At 58.0% G+C, this 18962-nt stretch carries 16 protein-coding genes; 13 read left to right on the top strand and 3 right to left on the bottom strand.

Annotated features, from left to right (window positions below; genetic code table 11):
• Nucleotides 1-6: 6 nt before the first annotated feature.
• Entirely contained in the window at nt 7-534 is a 528-nt protein-coding gene (locus JH25_RS08545) for an outer membrane protein assembly factor BamE (protein ID WP_005791510.1), read from the bottom strand.
• A 98-nt stretch (nt 535-632) separates the two neighbouring features.
• Here JH25_RS08545 and fur point away from each other — a divergent pair, with 98 nt between their 5' ends.
• Entirely contained in the window at nt 633-1037 is a 405-nt protein-coding gene (gene fur, locus JH25_RS08540) for a ferric iron uptake transcriptional regulator (protein WP_003194220.1), read from the top strand.
• An 86-nt stretch (nt 1038-1123) separates the two neighbouring features.
• Here the strand turns inward: fur and recN are convergent, their stop codons facing one another.
• A complete protein-coding gene (recN, locus tag JH25_RS08535; RefSeq protein ID WP_032879439.1) occupies nt 1124-2797 on the bottom strand; it encodes a DNA repair protein RecN in 1674 nt (557 codons plus the stop codon).
• Between the two features lie 254 nt (nt 2798-3051).
• Between recN and grpE the strand changes: the two genes are divergently transcribed.
• From grpE to JH25_RS08495, 8 genes are all read left to right on the top strand, one after another.
• Nucleotides 3052-3612: a nucleotide exchange factor GrpE gene (gene grpE / locus JH25_RS08530; RefSeq protein ID WP_005791505.1), complete on the top strand. Its 561-nt coding sequence runs from the start codon at nt 3052-3054 to the stop codon at nt 3610-3612.
• A gap of 102 nt (nt 3613-3714) precedes the next feature.
• Nucleotides 3715-5637: a molecular chaperone DnaK gene (dnaK, locus tag JH25_RS08525; protein ID WP_005791503.1), complete on the top strand. Its 1923-nt coding sequence runs from the start codon at nt 3715-3717 to the stop codon at nt 5635-5637.
• Between the two features lie 317 nt (nt 5638-5954).
• Entirely contained in the window at nt 5955-7079 is a 1125-nt protein-coding gene (gene dnaJ, locus JH25_RS08520) for a molecular chaperone DnaJ (protein WP_005791501.1), read from the top strand.
• Nucleotides 7080-7089: 10 nt separating this feature from the next.
• On the top strand, nt 7090-7896 hold the full coding sequence (gene dapB, locus JH25_RS08515) for a 4-hydroxy-tetrahydrodipicolinate reductase (protein ID WP_005791500.1): 807 nt from the start codon (nt 7090-7092) through the stop codon (nt 7894-7896).
• Nucleotides 7897-8155: 259 nt separating this feature from the next.
• Entirely contained in the window at nt 8156-9292 is a 1137-nt protein-coding gene (carA, locus tag JH25_RS08510) for a glutamine-hydrolyzing carbamoyl-phosphate synthase small subunit (protein WP_005791498.1), read from the top strand.
• 105 nt (nt 9293-9397) lie between these two features.
• Entirely contained in the window at nt 9398-12619 is a 3222-nt protein-coding gene (gene carB / locus JH25_RS08505; RefSeq protein WP_032879440.1) for a carbamoyl-phosphate synthase large subunit, read from the top strand.
• Complete coding sequence (gene greA / locus JH25_RS08500; RefSeq protein ID WP_005791494.1) at nt 12616-13092, top strand: transcription elongation factor GreA; 477 nt, start codon at nt 12616-12618, stop codon at nt 13090-13092. Before carB ends, greA begins: the two co-directional genes overlap by 4 nt.
• 28 nt (nt 13093-13120) lie before the next feature.
• Nucleotides 13121-13525: a hypothetical protein gene (locus JH25_RS08495; RefSeq protein ID WP_032879441.1), complete on the top strand. Its 405-nt coding sequence runs from the start codon at nt 13121-13123 to the stop codon at nt 13523-13525.
• Nucleotides 13526-13534: 9 nt separating this feature from the next.
• Here the strand turns inward: JH25_RS08495 and JH25_RS08490 are convergent, their stop codons facing one another.
• Nucleotides 13535-13843, bottom strand: coding sequence for a YhbY family RNA-binding protein (locus tag JH25_RS08490; protein ID WP_003176146.1), 309 nt, complete (start codon nt 13841-13843; stop codon nt 13535-13537).
• Nucleotides 13844-13949: 106 nt separating this feature from the next.
• Here JH25_RS08490 and rlmE point away from each other — a divergent pair, with 106 nt between their 5' ends.
• From rlmE to glmM, 4 genes are all read left to right on the top strand, one after another.
• Nucleotides 13950-14600 carry a 23S rRNA (uridine(2552)-2'-O)-methyltransferase RlmE gene (rlmE, locus tag JH25_RS08485; protein WP_003194199.1) on the top strand — a complete coding sequence of 217 codons (651 nt, stop codon included), beginning with the start codon at nt 13950-13952 and terminating at the stop codon, nt 14598-14600.
• A gap of 200 nt (nt 14601-14800) precedes the next feature.
• Nucleotides 14801-16711 carry an ATP-dependent zinc metalloprotease FtsH gene (ftsH, locus tag JH25_RS08480; protein WP_032803717.1) on the top strand — a complete coding sequence of 637 codons (1911 nt, stop codon included), beginning with the start codon at nt 14801-14803 and terminating at the stop codon, nt 16709-16711.
• A gap of 8 nt (nt 16712-16719) precedes the next feature.
• Nucleotides 16720-17571, top strand: a complete 852-nt coding sequence (gene folP / locus JH25_RS08475) for a dihydropteroate synthase (RefSeq protein ID WP_032879443.1) — start codon at nt 16720-16722, stop codon at nt 17569-17571.
• Between the two features lie 16 nt (nt 17572-17587).
• Nucleotides 17588-18925: a phosphoglucosamine mutase gene (gene glmM / locus JH25_RS08470; RefSeq protein WP_005791485.1), complete on the top strand. Its 1338-nt coding sequence runs from the start codon at nt 17588-17590 to the stop codon at nt 18923-18925.
• The last annotated feature ends 37 nt before the right edge of the window (nt 18926-18962 follow it).

The raw sequence follows: 18962 nt of genomic DNA on the forward strand, positions 1-18962 counted from the left end.
GCAAAATTATTGCGGGCTGGTGTCCAGAGGCTGTGGCGTCGGGACGGGTACAGTTTCGACACCGTCGACGTCTTTCTGGATCTGGTCCAGCAAGGAGCCTGGCTTGGCCGGCACCTCGGATTTCGGCTTTTCGGCTTCCTGCGCAGGCGCGGTCACGTTGGTGCCGCTGTCCTTGCCCAGCAAGGCTTCATCGCGGCTTACGCCGGGCATGAAGTCACCGGACAGGCTCACGAGCTGGTCATTGCCATTGAAGATGACACTGACGCGCTCCTGTTGGCGTTCACCGCCACCGGGCTGCAGGCTGTAGAGATAATCCCAGCGATCGGCATGGAATGTGTCGGTCAGCAGGGGGTTACCCATGATAAACCGTACTTGCCGTCGGGTCATTCCCGGGCGTAACTGGTCTATCATGTCCTGCGTGACGACATTGCCCTGCTGGATGTCGATTTTGTAAACCCCGGGGAATGAACAACCGGCGAGTGCGAGCAGTCCCACAAAGGTGAAACTGGTTAGCAAGAGCTTGGTGTTTTGCATCGGTGGGCGACTTCCACTATCTTGGCTGGGACAACGTAAACGCCGATCATACCCGTATTAAGAGAAGCTGCGAAGCAGCATCCGCGAGAAAGCTAACCATGGTTGAAAATAGCGAACTACGCAAAGCCGGTCTCAAAGTGACTCTGCCACGAGTCAAGATTCTACAAATGCTCGATTCTGCTGAGCAACGCCACATGAGTGCCGAGGATGTTTACAAGGCGCTGATGGAGTCTAACGAGGACGTCGGCCTGGCCACGGTTTACCGTGTACTGACCCAGTTTGAAGCCGCAGGGCTGGTGGTTCGCCATAATTTCGACGGCGGTCATGCAGTATTCGAACTGGCTGACGGTGGTCACCATGACCACATGGTTGATCTGGATACCAATGAGGTTATCGAGTTCACCAGCCCTGAAATCGAAGCGCTGCAGCATAAGATTGCTGAGGAGCACGGTTTCGATTTGGTCGACCATAATCTGGTGCTGTACATCCGTAAGAAAAAGTAAAAATCGACGCAGTTTTGCTCTGCGAAACGATTGAAGGCGACCCTAGGGTCGCCTTCGTGCTTTCTATAAAGAGGAAAAGTACCCGTTCAAGCCTTCGCGGCCACGACCATTTTTTTCGCGTGAGCCAACGACTCCTTGGTCAGGTCGATACCGCCGAGCATCCGCGCAACTTCTTCTACCCGTTCCGACTTGTTCAGCTTGGAGACGGCCGTGTGTGTCGCATCGCTGCCGCGCACCTTGTGCACAAATAGATGTTGATGCCCTTGAGCCGCCACTTGCGGCAAGTGAGTCACCGTAAGTACCTGGCCGCGATCCCCCAGGCGACGCAACAATTGGCCAACAATTTCTGCAGTTGGCCCGCCGATGCCAACGTCTACTTCATCGAATACCAGTGTCGGTACCCGTGAGGTCTGGGCGGTGATCACCTGGATCGCCAGGCTGATCCGCGACAACTCGCCGCCTGAGGCCACTTTGGCCAGGGCCTTGAGTGGCTGACCCGGGTTGGCGCTGACCAGCAGTTCTACCTGCTCCAGCCCATGGGGCTGCAGTTCGTGGCTGGCGTTGGCGCGCAGTTCGATGGTGAAGCGCCCGCCCGGCATACCCAGGCGCTGGATTTCCTGCTCGACGGCGCTGGCCAGGCTGGTGGCGGCCTGTTGGCGCAGGTCGCTCAGCTCCTGGGCCTTTTCCTGATAATGGCGGGCAAACGAAGCGAGCTCCTCGCCCAGTCGCTCGATGGACTCGTCGTTGGCGTTCAGTGTGTCGATTTCATCCAGCAGCTTCTGTTGCATGGCAGCCAGTTCAGTGGGCTGGATTCGATGCTTGCGCGCCAGGGTATAGATGGTGTCCAGGCGCTCTTCTATTTCCTGCAGGCGTGCCGGATCGGCATCGAAGTGGTCCAGGAAGCGGTTGAGTTCACCGACGGCTTCTTCAACCTGGATCTGTGCGCTGGTGAGCAGGGTAGTGGCCTCATTCAACGAGCCGGAAGCATTGTTCACGCTGGACAGGCGATTGAGGCTGGCTGTCAGTGCGTTGAGCACATTGCCCGAGTCGCTCTCGCTGCATTGCTCGACGACCTGGCGGCAGATACCCAGCAAGGTCTCTGCATTGGTCAGGTTCTTGTGTTCCTGCTCAAGCTGCTCCAGTTCGGTCTCGCCCAGGCCCAGGCTTTCAAGCTCTTCGAGTTGATAGCTGAGCAGTTGGTGGCGGGCGCGTTGTTCATCGCCGGAGTTGGAGAGGCGTTCCAGCTCCTGGCGTGTCTGGCGCCAGCGTTGGGCGGCCAGTTGAACCTGGCGGGCAAGGTCGGTGGCGCCGGCGTACTCGTCGAGCAGTCGGCGGTGAGTATCGGTTTTGAGCAGGGACTGGTGTTCATGCTGGCTGTGGATATCGATCAGCAGCTCACCCAGGGCTTTCAGGTCGCCAAGTGGGCAGGGCGTGCCGTTAATATAGCCGCGGGAGCGACCTTCGGCAGTGATCACCCGGCGCAAAATACACGGGCCTTCATTGTTCAGGTCGCGCTCGACCAGCCATGCCTCGGCCTCGGGAATGTCGGCCAGGTCAAAGGTGGCCAGGATATCGGCTTTGTCGGAGCCTGGGCGTACCACGCCGCTGTCGGCGCGGTCGCCGAGGGTCAGGCCGAGGGCGTCGAGCATGATCGACTTGCCGGCGCCAGTTTCGCCTGTGATTACGCTCATCCCGCGATCCAGTTCGAGATCCAGATGTTCAACGATTGCGTAGTTATGTACAGACAGGTGCACGAGCATGACGGCCGCTCCCAGGCTTGAGGTCTGGTTATTTATACAGTGTTTTGTTTGTGGCTGACAATCCTGGCGCTTAGCTCGATTTGCTTGATCAACAGCTTTTTTTAGCGCGATGAGGAATGTAGGAGCAGGAAATGATCTGAGTCATGCGAAAGACTTTTGGTAACGCCCGCGCCCTTGAACCTGGAAATTGTGGCCCCATATACCGGAACAGAAGCGCGAGTCGAGATCGCGCATGATTTTGAAAGGAGAAATCTATGGCTGACGAACAGACGCAGGATACGCAAACTCCAGACGCCAATGCGGCTGCCGGTGATGAGCTGGCCACCCGCGTGCAAGTGCTCGAAGAGCAATTGTCCGCTGCGCAGGATCAATCGTTGCGTGTTGCCGCCGATCTGCAGAACGTCCGCCGCCGTGCCGAGCAGGACGTAGAAAAGGCTCACAAATTCGCGCTGGAAAAATTCGCTGGCGATCTGCTGCCGATCATCGACAGCCTTGAACGTGGTCTTGAGTTGTCTGACCCGGCCGACGAAAACATCCGCCCAATGCGTGAAGGTATCGAGCTGACGCTGAAAATGTTCCAGGACACCCTGAAGCGTTATCAGCTGGAAGCGATCGATCCGCAAGGCGGCGAGCCGTTCAATGCTGAGCATCACCAGGCCATGGCCATGCAGGAAAGCCACGATCTGGAGCCTAACAGCGTGATGAAGGTGTTCCAGAAGGGTTACCAGCTCAATGGTCGCTTGATGCGCCCGGCAATGGTGGTGGTGAGCAAGGCTCCTGCACCCGCTGCACCTTCTATTGATGAGCAGGCTTGAAATCCGCCGCAAGGCCCCCATCTATAAGTCAAGCGTTTAAGTGCTACCGCAGTTAGCCACAACTGCTGCGGCAACCAAATTCAAAGTTCGGGAGAGTAAATCATGGGCAAAATTATCGGTATTGACCTGGGGACCACCAACTCCTGCGTCTCCGTGCTGGAAAACGGCGTTGCAAAAGTTATCGAAAACGCCGAAGGCGCACGTACCACTCCGTCGATCATCGCTTACGCCAACGACGGTGAAATCCTCGTCGGTCAGTCGGCCAAGCGTCAGGCTGTGACCAACCCGCATAACACCCTGTATGCGGTAAAGCGTTTGATCGGTCGTAAGTTCGACGAAGAAGTCGTACAGAAAGACATCAAGATGGTCCCTTACAAAATCGCCAAGGCCGACAACGGTGACGCCTGGGTTGAAGTAAACGGCCAGAAAATGTCGCCGCCGCAAATTTCGGCTGAAATCTTGAAAAAGATGAAGAAAACCGCCGAAGACTACCTCGGTGAAGCAGTGACTGAAGCGGTGATCACCGTTCCGGCCTACTTCAACGACAGCCAGCGCCAGGCAACCAAAGACGCCGGCCGCATCGCGGGTCTGGACGTAAAACGTATCATCAACGAGCCAACCGCAGCCGCTCTGGCTTACGGCATGGACAAGGCCAAGGGCGACCACACTGTGATCGTCTACGACCTGGGTGGCGGTACTTTTGACGTGTCCGTGATCGAGATCGCAGAAGTTGACGGCGAGCACCAGTTCGAAGTGTTGGCCACCAACGGCGACACCTTCCTGGGTGGTGAAGACTTTGACATCCGTCTGATCGACTACCTGGTAGACGAATTCAAGAAAGAAAGCGGCATGAACCTCAAGGGTGACCCGCTGGCCATGCAGCGCCTGAAAGAAGCCGCTGAAAAAGCCAAGATCGAGCTGTCTTCCGCTCAGTCGACCGACGTCAACCTGCCGTACATCACTGCAGACGCTACCGGTCCTAAGCACTTGAACGTGAAAATCTCGCGCTCCAAGCTCGAAGCTCTGGTTGAAGACCTGGTTCAGCGCACCATCGAGCCTTGCCGTATCGCACTGAAAGACTCCGGTATCGACGTTGGCTCGATCAACGACGTGATCCTGGTCGGCGGTCAGACCCGTATGCCGCTGGTTCAGAAGCTGGTAACCGAGTTCTTCGGCAAAGAAGCACGTAAAGACGTGAACCCGGACGAAGCTGTTGCCATGGGTGCTGCCATCCAGGGTGCGGTATTGGCCGGTGACGTAAAAGACGTATTGCTGCTGGACGTGAGCCCGCTGACCCTGGGTATCGAAACCATGGGTGGCGTGATGACTGCGCTGATCGAGAAAAACACCACGATTCCTACCAAGAAATCCCAGGTGTTCTCGACTGCCGATGACAACCAGGGCGCCGTGACCATTCACGTGCTGCAAGGTGAGCGCAAGCAAGCCGCGCAGAACAAGTCCCTGGGCAAGTTCGACCTGGCTGAGATTCCACCAGCACCACGTGGCGTGCCACAAATCGAAGTGACCTTCGACATCGACGCCAACGGCATCCTGCACGTCGGCGCGAAAGACAAGGCAACCGGCAAAGAGCAGAAGATCACCATCAAGGCCAACTCCGGTCTGTCTGATGAAGAAATTCAACAGATGATTCGTGATGCTGAAGCTAACGCTGATGCGGATGCCAAGTTTGCTGAACTGGCTGGCGCCCGTAACCAGGGTGATGCGCTGGTTCACTCGACTCGCAAGATGATCGCTGATGCTGGCGACAAAGTGACCGAAGAAGAGAAAACCGCAATCGAAGCGGCCTTGGTTGCACTGGAAGCCGCCATCAAAGGTGACGACAAGGCTGCCATCGAAGCCAAGATCGAGGAGCTGTCGAAAGTCTCCGCACCGGTCGCTCAGAAAATGTACGCCGAACAAGGCCAGCCGGCTGACGGTGCTGCGCAGCAGGCAGAGCCAGAAGCCAAGCACGACGATGTTGTCGATGCCGAGTTCGAAGAAGTCAAAGAAGACCAGAAGAAGTAACTTGGTCGCCCGGTTGACCGCTCACAAGCGGTGACTGGTAGGATGTCGCCGCGCGGGAGCTTGCTCCCGCGTTGGCGTGTCTGGGGTATGCGAATTTTTACAGCATGCGACAACGCTCGGATGCTGGCGGTGTGATCGGGAATGCTCCTGCTTTCCGAATGGCATTCACCGCGTTTTTGGCCGGGGGCCTGGCTGAAAGCAGTAATGACCAGGATCGTTGAATTGACGTGAGTTGGGTCCGGGCCTGTATTGGGGCTCAACGAGTTTGGCAGGGTTCAGGAGGGCCAGGCCGAACGTCCTTAAGAGTGCAAAGACTTATGGCAAAGCGTGACTATTACGAAGTATTGGGTGTGGAGCGCGGGGCCAGCGAGGCGGACCTGAAGAAGGCCTACCGTCGCCTGGCGATGAAGCACCACCCCGACCGTAATCCGGATAACAAAGAATCCGAAGAGATGTTCAAAGAGGCCAATGAGGCCTACGAATGCCTGTGTGATCCCAATAAGCGTGCGGCCTACGACCAGTACGGTCATGCCGGCGTCGACCCGAGCATGGGTGGCGGCGGTGCCGGTTTCGGCGGTCAGAACTTCTCCGATATTTTCGGCGACGTGTTCAGCGATTTCTTCGGCGGTGGCCGTGGCGGTCAACGTGGCGGAGCGCAGCGTGGCAGTGACTTGCGCTACACGCTGGAGTTGAATCTGGAAGAAGCCGTGCGCGGCACCAGCGTCAATATTCGTGTGCCGACGCTGGTTAACTGCAAACCGTGCGACGGTTCGGGTGCCAAGAAAGGCTCCTCGCCGATCACGTGCCCGACCTGTGGTGGCATTGGTCAGGTGCGCATGCAGCAGGGCTTCTTCTCGGTGCAGCAAACCTGCCCGCGTTGCCATGGTCAGGGCAAGATCATTTCCGACCCGTGCGATTCCTGCCACGGCGAAGGTCGTGTTGAAGAGTACAAGACCCTCTCGGTGAAAGTGCCGGCGGGTGTGGATACCGGTGATCGTATTCGCCTGTCGGGCGAAGGCGAGGCGGGGACCCAGGGCGGTCCGACTGGCGACCTGTACGTGGTGATCAATGTGCGTGAGCACTCGATCTTCCAGCGTGATGGCAAACACCTGTTCTGCGAAGTGCCGATCAGCTTTGTCGATGCGGCCCTGGGCGGTGAGTTGGAGATTCCGACCCTTGATGGTCGAGTCAAACTCAAGATTCCCGAGGGGACACAGACTGGCAAGCAGTTCCGCATCCGTGGCAAAGGCGTTGCGCCAGTGCGCGGTGGCGGTGCGGGCGACCTGATGTGTCGTGTGGCGGTGGAAACCCCGGTCAACCTGGGCCGTCGTCAGCGCGAACTGCTCGAAGAGTTCCGCAGCTCGCTGGAAGGCGATGACTCCCATTCGCCGAAAACCACTGGCTTCTTCGATGGCGTGAAACGCTTCTTCGGCGACCTGTAAGGACGTGAATATGCGACGTATAGCCGTAATGGGCGCTGCCGGGCGCATGGGCAAGACGCTGGTCGAGGCGGTGCAGCAACGCTCGCCGGCCTCCGGGCTGACGGCGGCGATTGTTCGCCCGGGCAGCACGTTGATCGGTGCGGATGCCGGTGAGTTGGCATCGTTGGGCCGCATCGGTGTCTCGCTGACGGGCAGCCTTGAGCAGGTGGCTGACGAGTTCGACGTGCTCATCGATTTCACCTTGCCTGACGTGATGCTGAAAAACCTGGCCTTCTGCCGCAAGGCAGGCAAGGCCATGGTGATCGGTACGACTGGTTTGAGTGCTGAGCAGAAGCAGTTGCTGGTGGAGGCTGGCAAGGATATTCCGATCGTCTTTGCTGCCAACTTCAGCGTTGGCGTGAACCTGTCGCTGAAATTGTTGGACCTGGCAGCGCGTGTGCTGGGTGACGAAGCCGACATCGAGATTATCGAGACTCATCACCGTCACAAGATCGATGCGCCGTCGGGCACTGCGTTGCGCATGGGTGAAGCTATCGCTGATGCGCTGGGCCGCGATCTATCGAAAGTGGCGGTATACGGGCGTGAAGGCCATACCGGTGAGCGCGCGCGCGACACCATCGGCTTTGCAACCGTGCGCGGTGGTGATGTGGTTGGCGATCACACGGTGCTGTTCGCCACCGAAGGCGAGCGCCTGGAGATCACGCACAAGGCTTCAAGCCGCATGACGTTCGCCAAGGGTGCAGTGCGAGCTGCGCTCTGGTTGGAAGGCCGCGAGCCGGGCCTGTATGACATGCGCGACGTGCTGGATCTGCACTAATCAGTAGCTTAAATGGGGCCTCGGGATTATCCTGAGGCCCCGTTTTTACCCGCTAAGCGACGTCCTGTCGCATTCTCCTGCCTTTAAGGCTCATTAGCGGTGGACCCAAAAAGCCTTTTTCTGTAAGCTACAGCTTTAGTGTGTCCACTAAAAGCGCGCAGAATAATTCGATGAAGAAGCGGGGTGACGTGTCCATACGTCACTCCGCTTTTTTACAACCTGCGATCGCCCTTTCAGGCTTTATTTACGGGAGGTCTTCTTGACTAAGCCAGCCATACTCGCCCTTGCTGATGGCAGCATTTTTCGCGGCGAAGCCATTGGAGCCGACGGTCAAACCGTTGGAGAGGTGGTGTTCAACACCGCCATGACCGGCTATCAGGAAATCCTTACCGATCCTTCCTACGCCCAACAGATCGTTACCCTGACCTATCCGCACATCGGCAACACCGGTACTACACCGGAAGATGTCGAGTCTGATCGTGTCTGGTCGGCCGGTCTGGTGATTCGTGACCTGCCACTGGTTGCGAGCAACTGGCGTAACACGATGTCGCTGTCCGATTACCTGAAAGCCAACAATGTTGTGGCGATCGCCGGTATCGATACGCGCCGCCTCACGCGCATCCTGCGTGAAAAAGGCTCGCAGAATGGCTGCATCATGGTCGGTGACAATATTTCCGACGAGGCGGCGATTGCCGCAGCACAAGGCTTCCCTGGCCTGAAAGGCATGGACCTGGCGAAAGTCGTCAGCGTCAAAGAGAAGTACGAGTGGCGTTCCACTGTGTGGGATCTGAAGACCGACAGCCACGCGACTATCGAGGCTGCCGATCTGCCTTACCACGTGGTCGCCTATGACTACGGCGTCAAGTACAACATCCTGCGCATGTTGGTCGAGCGTGGCTGCCGCGTGACCGTGGTGCCCGCGCAAACACCTGCCAGCGATGTGCTCGCGATGCAGCCGGACGGCGTGTTCCTGTCCAACGGCCCGGGTGACCCCGAGCCATGCGACTACGCTATCCAGGCCATCAAGGACGTGCTGGAAACCGACATTCCGGTGTTCGGTATCTGCCTTGGTCACCAGCTGCTGGCTTTGGCCTCCGGCGCCAAGACCCTGAAAATGGGCCACGGCCACCACGGTGCCAACCACCCGGTACAAGACCTGGACACCGGCGTTGTGATGATCACCAGCCAGAACCACGGTTTTGCGGTGGATGAAGCCAGCTTGCCGAGTAATGTGCGCGCCATTCACAAGTCGCTGTTCGACGGTTCCCTGCAGGGCATCGAGCGCACCGACAAGAGCGCGTTCAGCTTCCAGGGCCACCCTGAAGCCAGCCCGGGCCCGAACGACGTAGCGCCGCTGTTCGACCGTTTCATCAATGAGATGGCCAAGCGACGCTGACTGAGTGCTCTGCGGGCGGCCCCGAACCACGGTGGCCCCCGCAGGCTCTTCAAGGATTGTTCTAGACGGCTTGCCGACTGACCTGCGGATTTGAGTGACAAACCCATGCCAAAACGTACAGACATAAAAAGCATCCTGATTCTCGGCGCTGGCCCGATCGTGATCGGCCAGGCCTGCGAATTCGACTACTCCGGCGCCCAGGCCTGTAAGGCCCTGCGTGAGGAGGGCTACCGCGTCATCCTGGTGAACTCCAACCCGGCCACCATCATGACCGACCCGGCCATGGCCGACGCGACGTACATCGAGCCGATCAAATGGCAGACCGTTGCCAAGATCATCGAGAAAGAGCGTCCGGACGCGCTGCTGCCAACTATGGGCGGCCAGACTGCATTGAACTGCGCCCTGGACCTGGAGCGCGAAGGCGTCCTGGAAAAGTTCGGCGTAGAGATGATCGGCGCCAATGCCGACACCATCGACAAGGCTGAAGACCGTTCGCGTTTCGACAAGGCCATGAAGTCCATCGGCCTGGCGTGCCCGCGTTCCGGTATCGCCCACAGCATGGAAGAAGCCAATGCGGTCCTTGAGACCCTGGGCTTCCCGTGCATTATCCGTCCGTCCTTCACCATGGGTGGCACCGGTGGCGGCATTGCCTACAACCGTGAAGAGTTCGAAGAAATCTGCGCGCGTGGCCTGGACCTGTCGCCGACCAAAGAGCTGCTGATCGACGAATCGCTGATCGGTTGGAAAGAATACGAGATGGAGGTGGTCCGCGATAAAAAGGACAACTGCATCATCGTCTGCTCCATCGAAAACTTCGATCCGATGGGCGTGCACACCGGTGACTCGATCACCGTGGCTCCGGCGCAGACCCTGACCGACAAGGAATACCAGATCCTGCGTAACGCCTCCCTGGCGGTACTGCGCGAGATCGGCGTTGAAACCGGCGGTTCCAACGTTCAGTTCGGCATCTGCCCGGACACCGGCCGCATGGTCGTGATCGAGATGAACCCGCGTGTATCGCGTTCTTCGGCGCTGGCCTCGAAAGCTACCGGCTTCCCGATTGCGCGTATCGCTGCCAAGCTGGCTATCGGCTACACCTTGGACGAACTGCAAAACGAAATCACCGGCGGTGCTATGCCGGCGTCTTTCGAGCCGTCTATCGACTACGTTGTGACCAAGCTGCCACGCTTTGCCTTCGAGAAGTTCGCCAAGGCTGATGCACGCCTGACCACCCAGATGAAGTCGGTCGGCGAAGTCATGGCGATCGGCCGCACGTTCCAGGAATCCCTGCAGAAAGCCCTGCGCGGCCTGGAGGTCGGTGTTTGCGGCCTGGACGAGAAGCTCGACCTGAGCAATCCGGAAAGCATGAGCATCCTCAAGCGCGAGCTGACCGTGCCGGGTGCCGAGCGTATCTGGTACGTGGCTGACGCCTTCCGTGCCGGCCTGAGCGTCGAAGATATCTTCGGCATGAACATGATCGATCCGTGGTTCCTGGTGCAGATCGAAGATCTGATCAAGGAAGAAGAGAAGGTCAAGACTCTGGGCCTGTCGTCTATCGACCGCGACCTGATGTTCCGCCTCAAGCGCAAAGGCTTCTCCGACCAGCGTCTGGCCAAGCTGCTGGGTGTGACCGAGAAGAACCTGCGTACTCATCGCCACAAGTTGGATATCTTTCCGGTCTACAAACGCGTTGACACCTGCGCCGCAGAGTTCGCCACCGACACTGCCTACATGTACTCCACCTATGAGGAAGAGTGCGAAGCCGCGCCGTCGGATCGCGACAAGATCATCATCCTGGGCGGCGGTCCGAACCGTATCGGCCAGGGTATCGAGTTCGACTATTGCTGCGTACACGCCGCCCTCGCCCTGCGCGAAGACGGGTACGAGACCATCATGGTCAACTGCAACCCGGAAACCGTTTCCACCGACTACGACACTTCCGACCGTCTGTACTTCGAGCCGGTAACGCTGGAAGACGTATTGGAAATCTGCCGCGTCGAGAAGCCTAAGGGCGTGATCGTCCAATACGGCGGCCAGACCCCGCTGAAACTGGCGCGTGCCCTGGAAGCTGCCGGCGTGCCGATCATCGGTACCAGCCCGGACGCTATCGACCGTGCCGAAGACCGTGAGCGCTTCCAGCAGATGGTTGAGCGCCTGAACCTGCGTCAGCCGCCAAACGCTACCGTGCGCAGCGAAGACGAAGCCATCCGTGCAGCCAGCAAGATCGGCTACCCGCTGGTGGTGCGCCCGTCCTACGTACTGGGCGGTCGCGCGATGGAAATCGTCTACGAAGAAGACGAACTCAAGCGCTACCTGCGTGATGCGGTGAAAGTGTCCAACGACAGCCCGGTGCTGCTGGACCACTTCCTCAACTGCGCCATCGAAATGGACGTGGATGCGGTATGCGACGGTACTGACGTAGTGATCGGCGCGATCATGCAGCACATCGAGCAGGCCGGCGTTCACTCCGGTGACTCCGCGTGCTCGCTGCCGCCGTACTCGCTGCCGGCGCACATCCAGGACGAGATGCGCGAACAGGTCAAGAAAATGGCCCTGGAACTGGGTGTGGTCGGCCTGATGAACGTTCAGTTGGCGCTGCAAGGCGAAGACATTTACGTCATTGAAGTCAACCCGCGTGCCTCGCGTACCGTGCCGTTTGTATCCAAGTGCATCGGTGTGTCCCTGGCCATGATCGCTGCCCGTGTGATGGCCGGTAAGACCTTGAAGGAAATCGGCTTTACCAAGGAAATCATTCCCAACTTCTACAGCGTGAAAGAGGCGGTGTTCCCATTCGCCAAATTCCCTGGTGTGGACCCGATCCTGGGCCCAGAGATGAAGTCCACCGGTGAAGTGATGGGCGTGGGCGATACTTTCGGTGAAGCGTTCGCCAAGGCCCAGATGGGTGCCAGCGAAGTGTTGCCGACCGGCGGTACTGCGTTTATCAGCGTGCGTGATGACGACAAGCCACTGGTTGCGGGCGTGGCCCTTGATCTGATCAACTTGGGCTTTGAAGTTGTCGCGACTGCCGGGACCGCCAAGCTGATCGAGGCTGCGGGCCTGAAAGTACGTCGCGTGAACAAGGTGACGGAAGGCCGTCCGCATGTGGTCGACATGATCAAGAATGACGAAGTCACGCTGATCATCAACACCACCGAAGGTCGTCAGTCGATCGCGGATTCCTACTCCATTCGTCGTAATGCCTTGCAGCACAAGATCTACTGCACCACCACCATTGCTGCTGGCGAAGCTATCTGCGAAGCGCTCAAGTTCGGTCCGGAAAAGACCGTGCGTCGCTTGCAGGATCTACACGCAGGATTGAAGGCATGATCAAATACCCAATGACCGTCCAGGGCGCCAAGGCCCTGGAAGAGGAGCACGCCCATCTGACCAAGGTTGTACGTCCGAAGCTGAGCCAGGACATCGGTACGGCCCGCGAGCTGGGTGACTTGAAGGAAAACGCCGAATACCACGCTGCTCGCGAGCAGCAGGGTATGGTCGAGGCGCGGATTCGTGATATCGAGGGCCGTATGCAGAATGCGGTGATTATTGATGTCACGACCATCCCGCATACCGGCAAGGTGATTTTCGGCACGACCGTGGAAATCGCCAACGTCGAGACTGACGAAAGCGTGACTTACCAGATCGTGGGTGAGGATGAGGCTGATTTCAAGCAAGGCAAGATCTCTGTCGGCTCGCCGATCGCTCGCGCCTTGATTGCCAAGGAAGAGGGTGACGTCGTTGCCGTGAAAACGCCGAGCGGCGTCATTGAGTACGAGATTGTCGAAGTCCGCCACATCTGAAAGACGGCGTCCGCTACGTGTGGGCGCCATGCTTTGGCAGCTCTCTCAGATGCTTTGGGTGGGCGGCCTGTGGCTGTTGCATATGGGTGTATTACCGGTGCTGGGCCTTATTGGTCTGGCACCGTTACTGATCGATGAGATCGACAAATTGCTGAGCGCGCTGCTGGTGGGTTTTGCGGCGGCGTGTGTGTTGCTCCAGGCGTTAGTGCTGGTCAAGGCTGAGGGCTTTGAGAGTTTGTGGCGGGACATTCGCGGGCAACTGCTGTTGATGGCGCTGTATGCGTGCGCGATGTTTTGCGTGGTGTATATTTGGCTGCCGCAAGCGTTGCGCTGGCAGTTATTCAGCTATCTTGTGCTAGGGTTTTCCGGTTTGGTGCTGGTCATGCAGCCGGCGCCGGGGTGGAGTGGCAGGGCGCGCGAAGCACGCCCGTGACCCTTTTCATCATTTGAAGCGATGAACGTTCGACAGTTGCTTGTTGACGCTGAAGTTCTTGCGATACAGCAGCGCCATCTTGCCGATGACCTGAACCAGGTCCGCTTTGCCCACCTTGCACAGTTCTGCAACGGCGGCCAAACGCGCTTCGCGATCAAGGATATTGACCTTGATCTTGATCAGTTCGTGATCGTTCAGTGCGCGTTCAAATTCGGCTAAAACACCTTCAGTCAACCCGTTGTCTGCCACAATCAGAACTGGTTTCAGATGGTGGCCAATGGATTTGTACTGTTTCTTCTGCTCTTGAGTGAGCGGCATAATCTGACCCCTGCGTCTGATCTTGTAAAAAGCGGCGGCCAGTTTACCCGAGCGAGTCCGGGACCGCCCAGTTAATCACGACCCGTTTTATTTTTCGAGGTGGCCCGTGGCCCGTTCCAAAACCAGCCTTAAGTGGCTACAAGAACATTTCAATGATCCTTACGTCAAAAAGGCGCAAAAGGACGGCTACCGTTCCCGGGCCAGCTACAAGCTGCTGGAGATCCAGGACAAGGATAAACTGATCCGTCCGGGCATGAGCGTTATCGATCTCGGCGCGGCCCCCGGTGGCTGGTCCCAGGTGACCAGTCGTCTGATTGGTGGGCAAGGCCGATTGATCGCTTCCGACATCCTCGAGATGGACAGCATCCCGGACGTGACCTTTGTTCACGGCGACTTTACCGAAGACAAGGTATTGGCCGAGATCCTGGAGGCTGTGGGAAATTCGCAGGTAGACCTTGTGATTTCCGACATGGCCCCCAATATGAGTGGATTACCGGCTGTTGATATGCCGCGTGCCATGTTCCTGTGTGAGCTGGCGCTGGATTTGGCAGGTCGGGTGTTGCGTCCGGGTGGCGATTTCCTGGTGAAGGTCTTCCAGGGCGAAGGTTTCGACGAGTACCACAAGAACATTCGCAAGTTGTTCGACAAGGTGCAGACCCGTAAACCGGACTCTTCCCGTGACCGGTCCAGGGAGCAGTATCTGCTGTGCCGTGGCTACCGCGGTGTTGAAGGCGCAGCGAGCGAAGAGCGTTTTTGAGAAATTCGAGGAGGGCGATAGGTTTTTTTATATCGCTTTCGTCACGAAGCTTTACGAATATTGTGTAGTCAGAGTTTCACAAAGGGTTACAGACGGCGCCTGCCAGAGTTGTAGGTAATGTAGTAAGTTAGGCCGGTGAATATCATGCGAAGCGCGCGCCAGTAGCGGAGCTTGCTTCAGAGGGTAGTTAATTGAACGATATGGCAAAGAATCTGATCCTGTGGTTGATCATCGCGGCTGTCCTGGTGACGGTGATGAACAACTTCTCCAGCCCTAACGAGCCGCAGACCCTCAACTATTCCGACTTCATCCAGCAAGTTAAGGATGGCAAGGTCGAGCGCGTAGCGGTTGATGGCTACGTGATTACCGGTAAGCGCAACGACGGCGACAGCTTCAAGACCATTCGTCCGGCAATCCAGGACAACGGTCTGATCGGTGACCTGGTGGATAACCACGTGGTTGTCGAAGGCAAGCAGCCTGAACAGCAAAGCATCTGGACTCAGCTCCTGGTGGCAAGCTTCCCGATCCTGGTGATTATCGCCGTGTTCATGTTCTTCATGCGCCAGATGCAAGGTGGTGCGGGAGGCAAGGGCGGGCCGATGAGCTTTGGCAAGAGCAAGGCACGTCTGCTCTCCGAGGACCAGGTCAAGACTACCTTGGCTGACGTTGCAGGTTGCGACGAAGCCAAGGAAGAAGTGGGTGAGTTGGTCGAGTTCCTGCGTGATCCGGGCAAGTTCCAGCGCCTGGGTGGTCGTATTCCTCGCGGCGTGTTGATGGTAGGTCCACCAGGTACCGGTAAAACCTTGCTGGCCAAGGCGATTGCCGGCGAAGCCAAGGTGCCTTTCTTCACTATTTCCGGTTCTGACTTCGTCGAAATGTTCGTCGGTGTGGGCGCCAGCCGTGTTCGCGATATGTTCGAACAGGCCAAGAAGCATGCGCCGTGCATCATCTTCATCGATGAGATCGATGCCGTTGGTCGCCATCGTGGCGCTGGCATGGGGGGTGGTCATGATGAACGTGAGCAGACCCTCAACCAGTTGCTGGTAGAGATGGATGGTTTCGAGATGAATGACGGCATTATCGTCATCGCCGCGACCAACCGTCCGGACGTACTGGACCCGGCGTTGCTGCGCCCGGGCCGTTTCGACCGTCAGGTCGTGGTTGGCCTGCCGGATATCCGCGGTCGTGAACAGATTTTGAAAGTACACATGCGCAAGGTGCCAATGGGTGACGACGTGGCTCCGGCTGTGATTGCCCGTGGTACGCCTGGCTTCTCCGGTGCCGACCTGGCCAACCTGGTCAACGAGGCTTCGTTGTTTGCTGCCCGTACCGGCAAGCGCATTGTTGAAATGAAAGAGTTCGAATTGGCAAAAGACAAGATCATGATGGGCGCTGAGCGCAAATCCATGGTCATGTCCGAGAAAGAGAAGCAGAACACGGCTTATCACGAAGCCGGTCACGCCATTGTTGGTCGCGTTGTGCCTGAGCATGACCCGGTCTACAAGGTGTCGATCATTCCTCGTGGCCGTGCGCTGGGTGTGACCATGTTCCTGCCGGAAGAGGATCGCTACAGCCTCTCCAAGCGTGCATTGATCAGCCAGATCTGTTCGCTGTATGGCGGGCGGATTGCCGAGGAGATGACCCTGGGCTTCGATGGCGTCACCACAGGCGCTTCCAATGACATCATGCGTGCCAGCCAGATTGCACGAAATATGGTGACCAAGTGGGGCTTGTCGGAAAAACTCGGTCCTTTAATGTATGCAGAGGAAGAGGGTGAGGTGTTCCTCGGTCGTGGTGGTGGCGGTCAAAGTGCCAGCTTCTCCGGTGAGACTGCCAAGCTGATCGACTCCGAAGTTCGCAGCATCATTGACCAGTGTTATGGCACGGCCAAGCAGATCCTCACCGATAACCGCGACAAGCTTGATGCCATGGCTGATGCGCTGATGAAGTACGAGACCATTGATGCCGATCAGATCGACGACATCATGGCCGGTCGTACACCGCGTGAGCCTCGCGATTGGGAAGGTGGTTCAGGTACTTCGGGTACCCCACCCGTCGTTCAGAACGAACGCCCTGAGACCCCGATCGGCGGCCCGGCAGCTGACCACTAAGGTTTGAAATGACTTCTGCTTTGTCCTCTACCCGGTTGCCTTGCGGCAACCGGGTTCTTGATTTGGCCCATACGCATGTCATGGGTATTCTCAATGTAACTCCCGATTCCTTTTCCGATGGTGGCCGTTTCAGCCAGCTGGATGCCGCGTTGCGTCATGCCGAGGCGATGGTGGCTGCCGGCGCGACCTTGATTGATGTGGGCGGCGAGTCCACTCGGCCTGGGGCTCGTGTGGTATCCCCGTTGGAAGAGCTTGAGCGGGTAGCGCCCATTGTCGAGCGTATCGCCCGCGAGCTGGATGTGATCATTTCTGTGGACACTTCAACTCCCGCGGTAATGCGTGAAACCGCGCGTCTGGGGGCGGGGCTCATCAATGATGTGCGTTCGTTGCGGCGTGACGGTGCTCTCGATGCAGCTGCAGCGACCGGCCTGCCGGTGTGCCTGATGCACATGCTGGGTGAGCCCGGTAACATGCAGGACAGTCCTCACTACGACAACCTGGTCGGCGAGGTCACTGGCTTCCTGGCAGACAGGATCGCTCAGTGTGTCGAGGTGGGCATCGCGTGCGAAAAGATCATCCTTGACCCGGGGTTTGGCTTCGCCAAGACCCTGCAACATAATTTAAGCCTGTTCAAGCATATGGAGGCGCTGCATGCCCTTGGTCGGCCGCTGCTGGTCGGTGTGTCGCGCAAGAGCATGATAGGGCTGGCCTTGAATCGCCCGGTGGGTGAGCGCTTGTACGGCGGCCTCGCGCTTGCAGCGCTTGCCGTGACCAAGGGCGCTCGTATTTTGCGTGTGCATGATGTCGCCGAGACGGTGGATGTGGTGCGCATGATTGCCGCTGTAGAATCAGCCGAATAAGAATGATGGAGCACTTATGACTAAAAAATACTTTGGCACCGACGGCATCCGTGGTCGGGTCGGCGAGTTTCCGATTACCCCTGATTTCATGCTCAAGTTGGGTTGGGCGGCAGGCATGGCGTTCCGCAGCATGGGGGCGTGCCGGATCCTGGTTGGCAAGGACACCCGTATTTCGGGTTATATGTTTGAATCCGCGCTTGAGGCAGGCTTATCTGCTGCCGGCGCCGACGTAATGCTGTTGGGGCCCATGCCGACGCCAGCGATCGCTTACCTGACGCGTACCTTTCACGCTGAAGCCGGTATTGTGATCAGTGCGTCGCACAACCCGCATGACGACAATGGCATCAAGTTCTTCTCGGGGCAGGGCACCAAGTTGCCTGACGAGATCGAGTTGATGATCGAAGAGCTGCTGGATGCGCCGATGACGGTGGTCGAATCCAGCAAGCTGGGCAAGGTGTCGCGTATCAATGATGCGTCCGGCCGTTATATCGAATTCTGCAAAAGCAGCGTGCCGAGCAGTACCAATTTTGCCGGGCTGAAGATCGTTGTCGATTGTGCCCATGGTGCGACCTACAAGGTAGCGCCAAGTGTTTTCAAGGAGCTGGGAGCGCAGGTCACTGTACTATCGGCTCAGCCTAACGGCTTGAACATCAACGACAACTGCGGCTCCACGCATATGGAGCAACTGCAGGCGGCGGTTCTGGCCGAACATGCGGACCTGGGTATCGCGTTCGATGGCGACGGCGATCGTGTGCTGATGGTGGATCACACCGGCATGATTGTGGATGGTGATGATTTGCTGTTCATCATTGCCCGTGATCTGCATGAGCGTAACAAGCTGCAGGGCGGCGTCGTGGGTACCCTCATGAGCAACCTGGGGCTTGAGTTGGCATTGGCGGAGTTGGGTATTCCGTTTATCCGCGCCAATGTCGGCGACCGTTATGTGATCGCCGAGCTTCTGGAGCGTAACTGGCTGGTAGGCGGCGAGAACTCGGGACACGTCGTATGCTTCCAGCATACGACTACGGGCGACGCCATCATCGCTGCGCTGCAGGTGCTTCTGGCCTTGCGTCGTCGTGACGAGAGCCTGGCGCAGGCGCGTCAGGCCCTGCGCAAGTGTCCGCAGGTGCTGCTCAATGTGCGTTTTGCCGGTGGTGAAAATCCGATCGAGCACCCTGCCGTCAAAGAGGCTTGTGAGCGTGTTACCCAGGCAATGGCTGGGCGTGGGCGTGTGTTGTTGCGAAAGTCGGGCACTGAGCCTCTGGTGCGTGTCATGGTCGAAGGCGAGGACGAAACTCAGGTTCGCGGCCATGCCGAAGACCTGGCAAAACTGGTAACTGAAGTTTGCGCCTGAATTCGGCTTGCCAGTGATGGTGTGGTTGGGTAACATC

The organism is Pseudomonas sp. BRG-100 (genome assembly GCF_000737955.1).
Taxonomy (GTDB): Bacteria; Pseudomonadota; Gammaproteobacteria; order Pseudomonadales; family Pseudomonadaceae; genus Aquipseudomonas; species Aquipseudomonas synxantha_A.

Coding starts and splice junctions, on each gene's coding strand:
- carB (WP_032879440.1), top strand. CDS start 9,398: ATGCCAAAACGTACAGACATAAAAAGCATCCTGATTCTCGGCGCTGGC.
- dapB (WP_005791500.1), top strand. CDS start 7,090: ATGCGACGTATAGCCGTAATGGGCGCTGCCGGGCGCATGGGCAAGACG.
- JH25_RS08545 (WP_005791510.1), bottom strand. CDS start 534: ATGCAAAACACCAAGCTCTTGCTAACCAGTTTCACCTTTGTGGGACTG.
- glmM (WP_005791485.1), top strand. CDS start 17,588: ATGACTAAAAAATACTTTGGCACCGACGGCATCCGTGGTCGGGTCGGC.
- folP (WP_032879443.1), top strand. CDS start 16,720: ATGACTTCTGCTTTGTCCTCTACCCGGTTGCCTTGCGGCAACCGGGTT.
- ftsH (WP_032803717.1), top strand. CDS start 14,801: ATGGCAAAGAATCTGATCCTGTGGTTGATCATCGCGGCTGTCCTGGTG.
- greA (WP_005791494.1), top strand. CDS start 12,616: ATGATCAAATACCCAATGACCGTCCAGGGCGCCAAGGCCCTGGAAGAG.
- grpE (WP_005791505.1), top strand. CDS start 3,052: ATGGCTGACGAACAGACGCAGGATACGCAAACTCCAGACGCCAATGCG.
- recN (WP_032879439.1), bottom strand. CDS start 2,797: ATGCTCGTGCACCTGTCTGTACATAACTACGCAATCGTTGAACATCTG.
- JH25_RS08495 (WP_032879441.1), top strand. CDS start 13,121: ATGCTTTGGCAGCTCTCTCAGATGCTTTGGGTGGGCGGCCTGTGGCTG.
- JH25_RS08490 (WP_003176146.1), bottom strand. CDS start 13,843: ATGCCGCTCACTCAAGAGCAGAAGAAACAGTACAAATCCATTGGCCAC.
- dnaK (WP_005791503.1), top strand. CDS start 3,715: ATGGGCAAAATTATCGGTATTGACCTGGGGACCACCAACTCCTGCGTC.
- fur (WP_003194220.1), top strand. CDS start 633: ATGGTTGAAAATAGCGAACTACGCAAAGCCGGTCTCAAAGTGACTCTG.
- dnaJ (WP_005791501.1), top strand. CDS start 5,955: ATGGCAAAGCGTGACTATTACGAAGTATTGGGTGTGGAGCGCGGGGCC.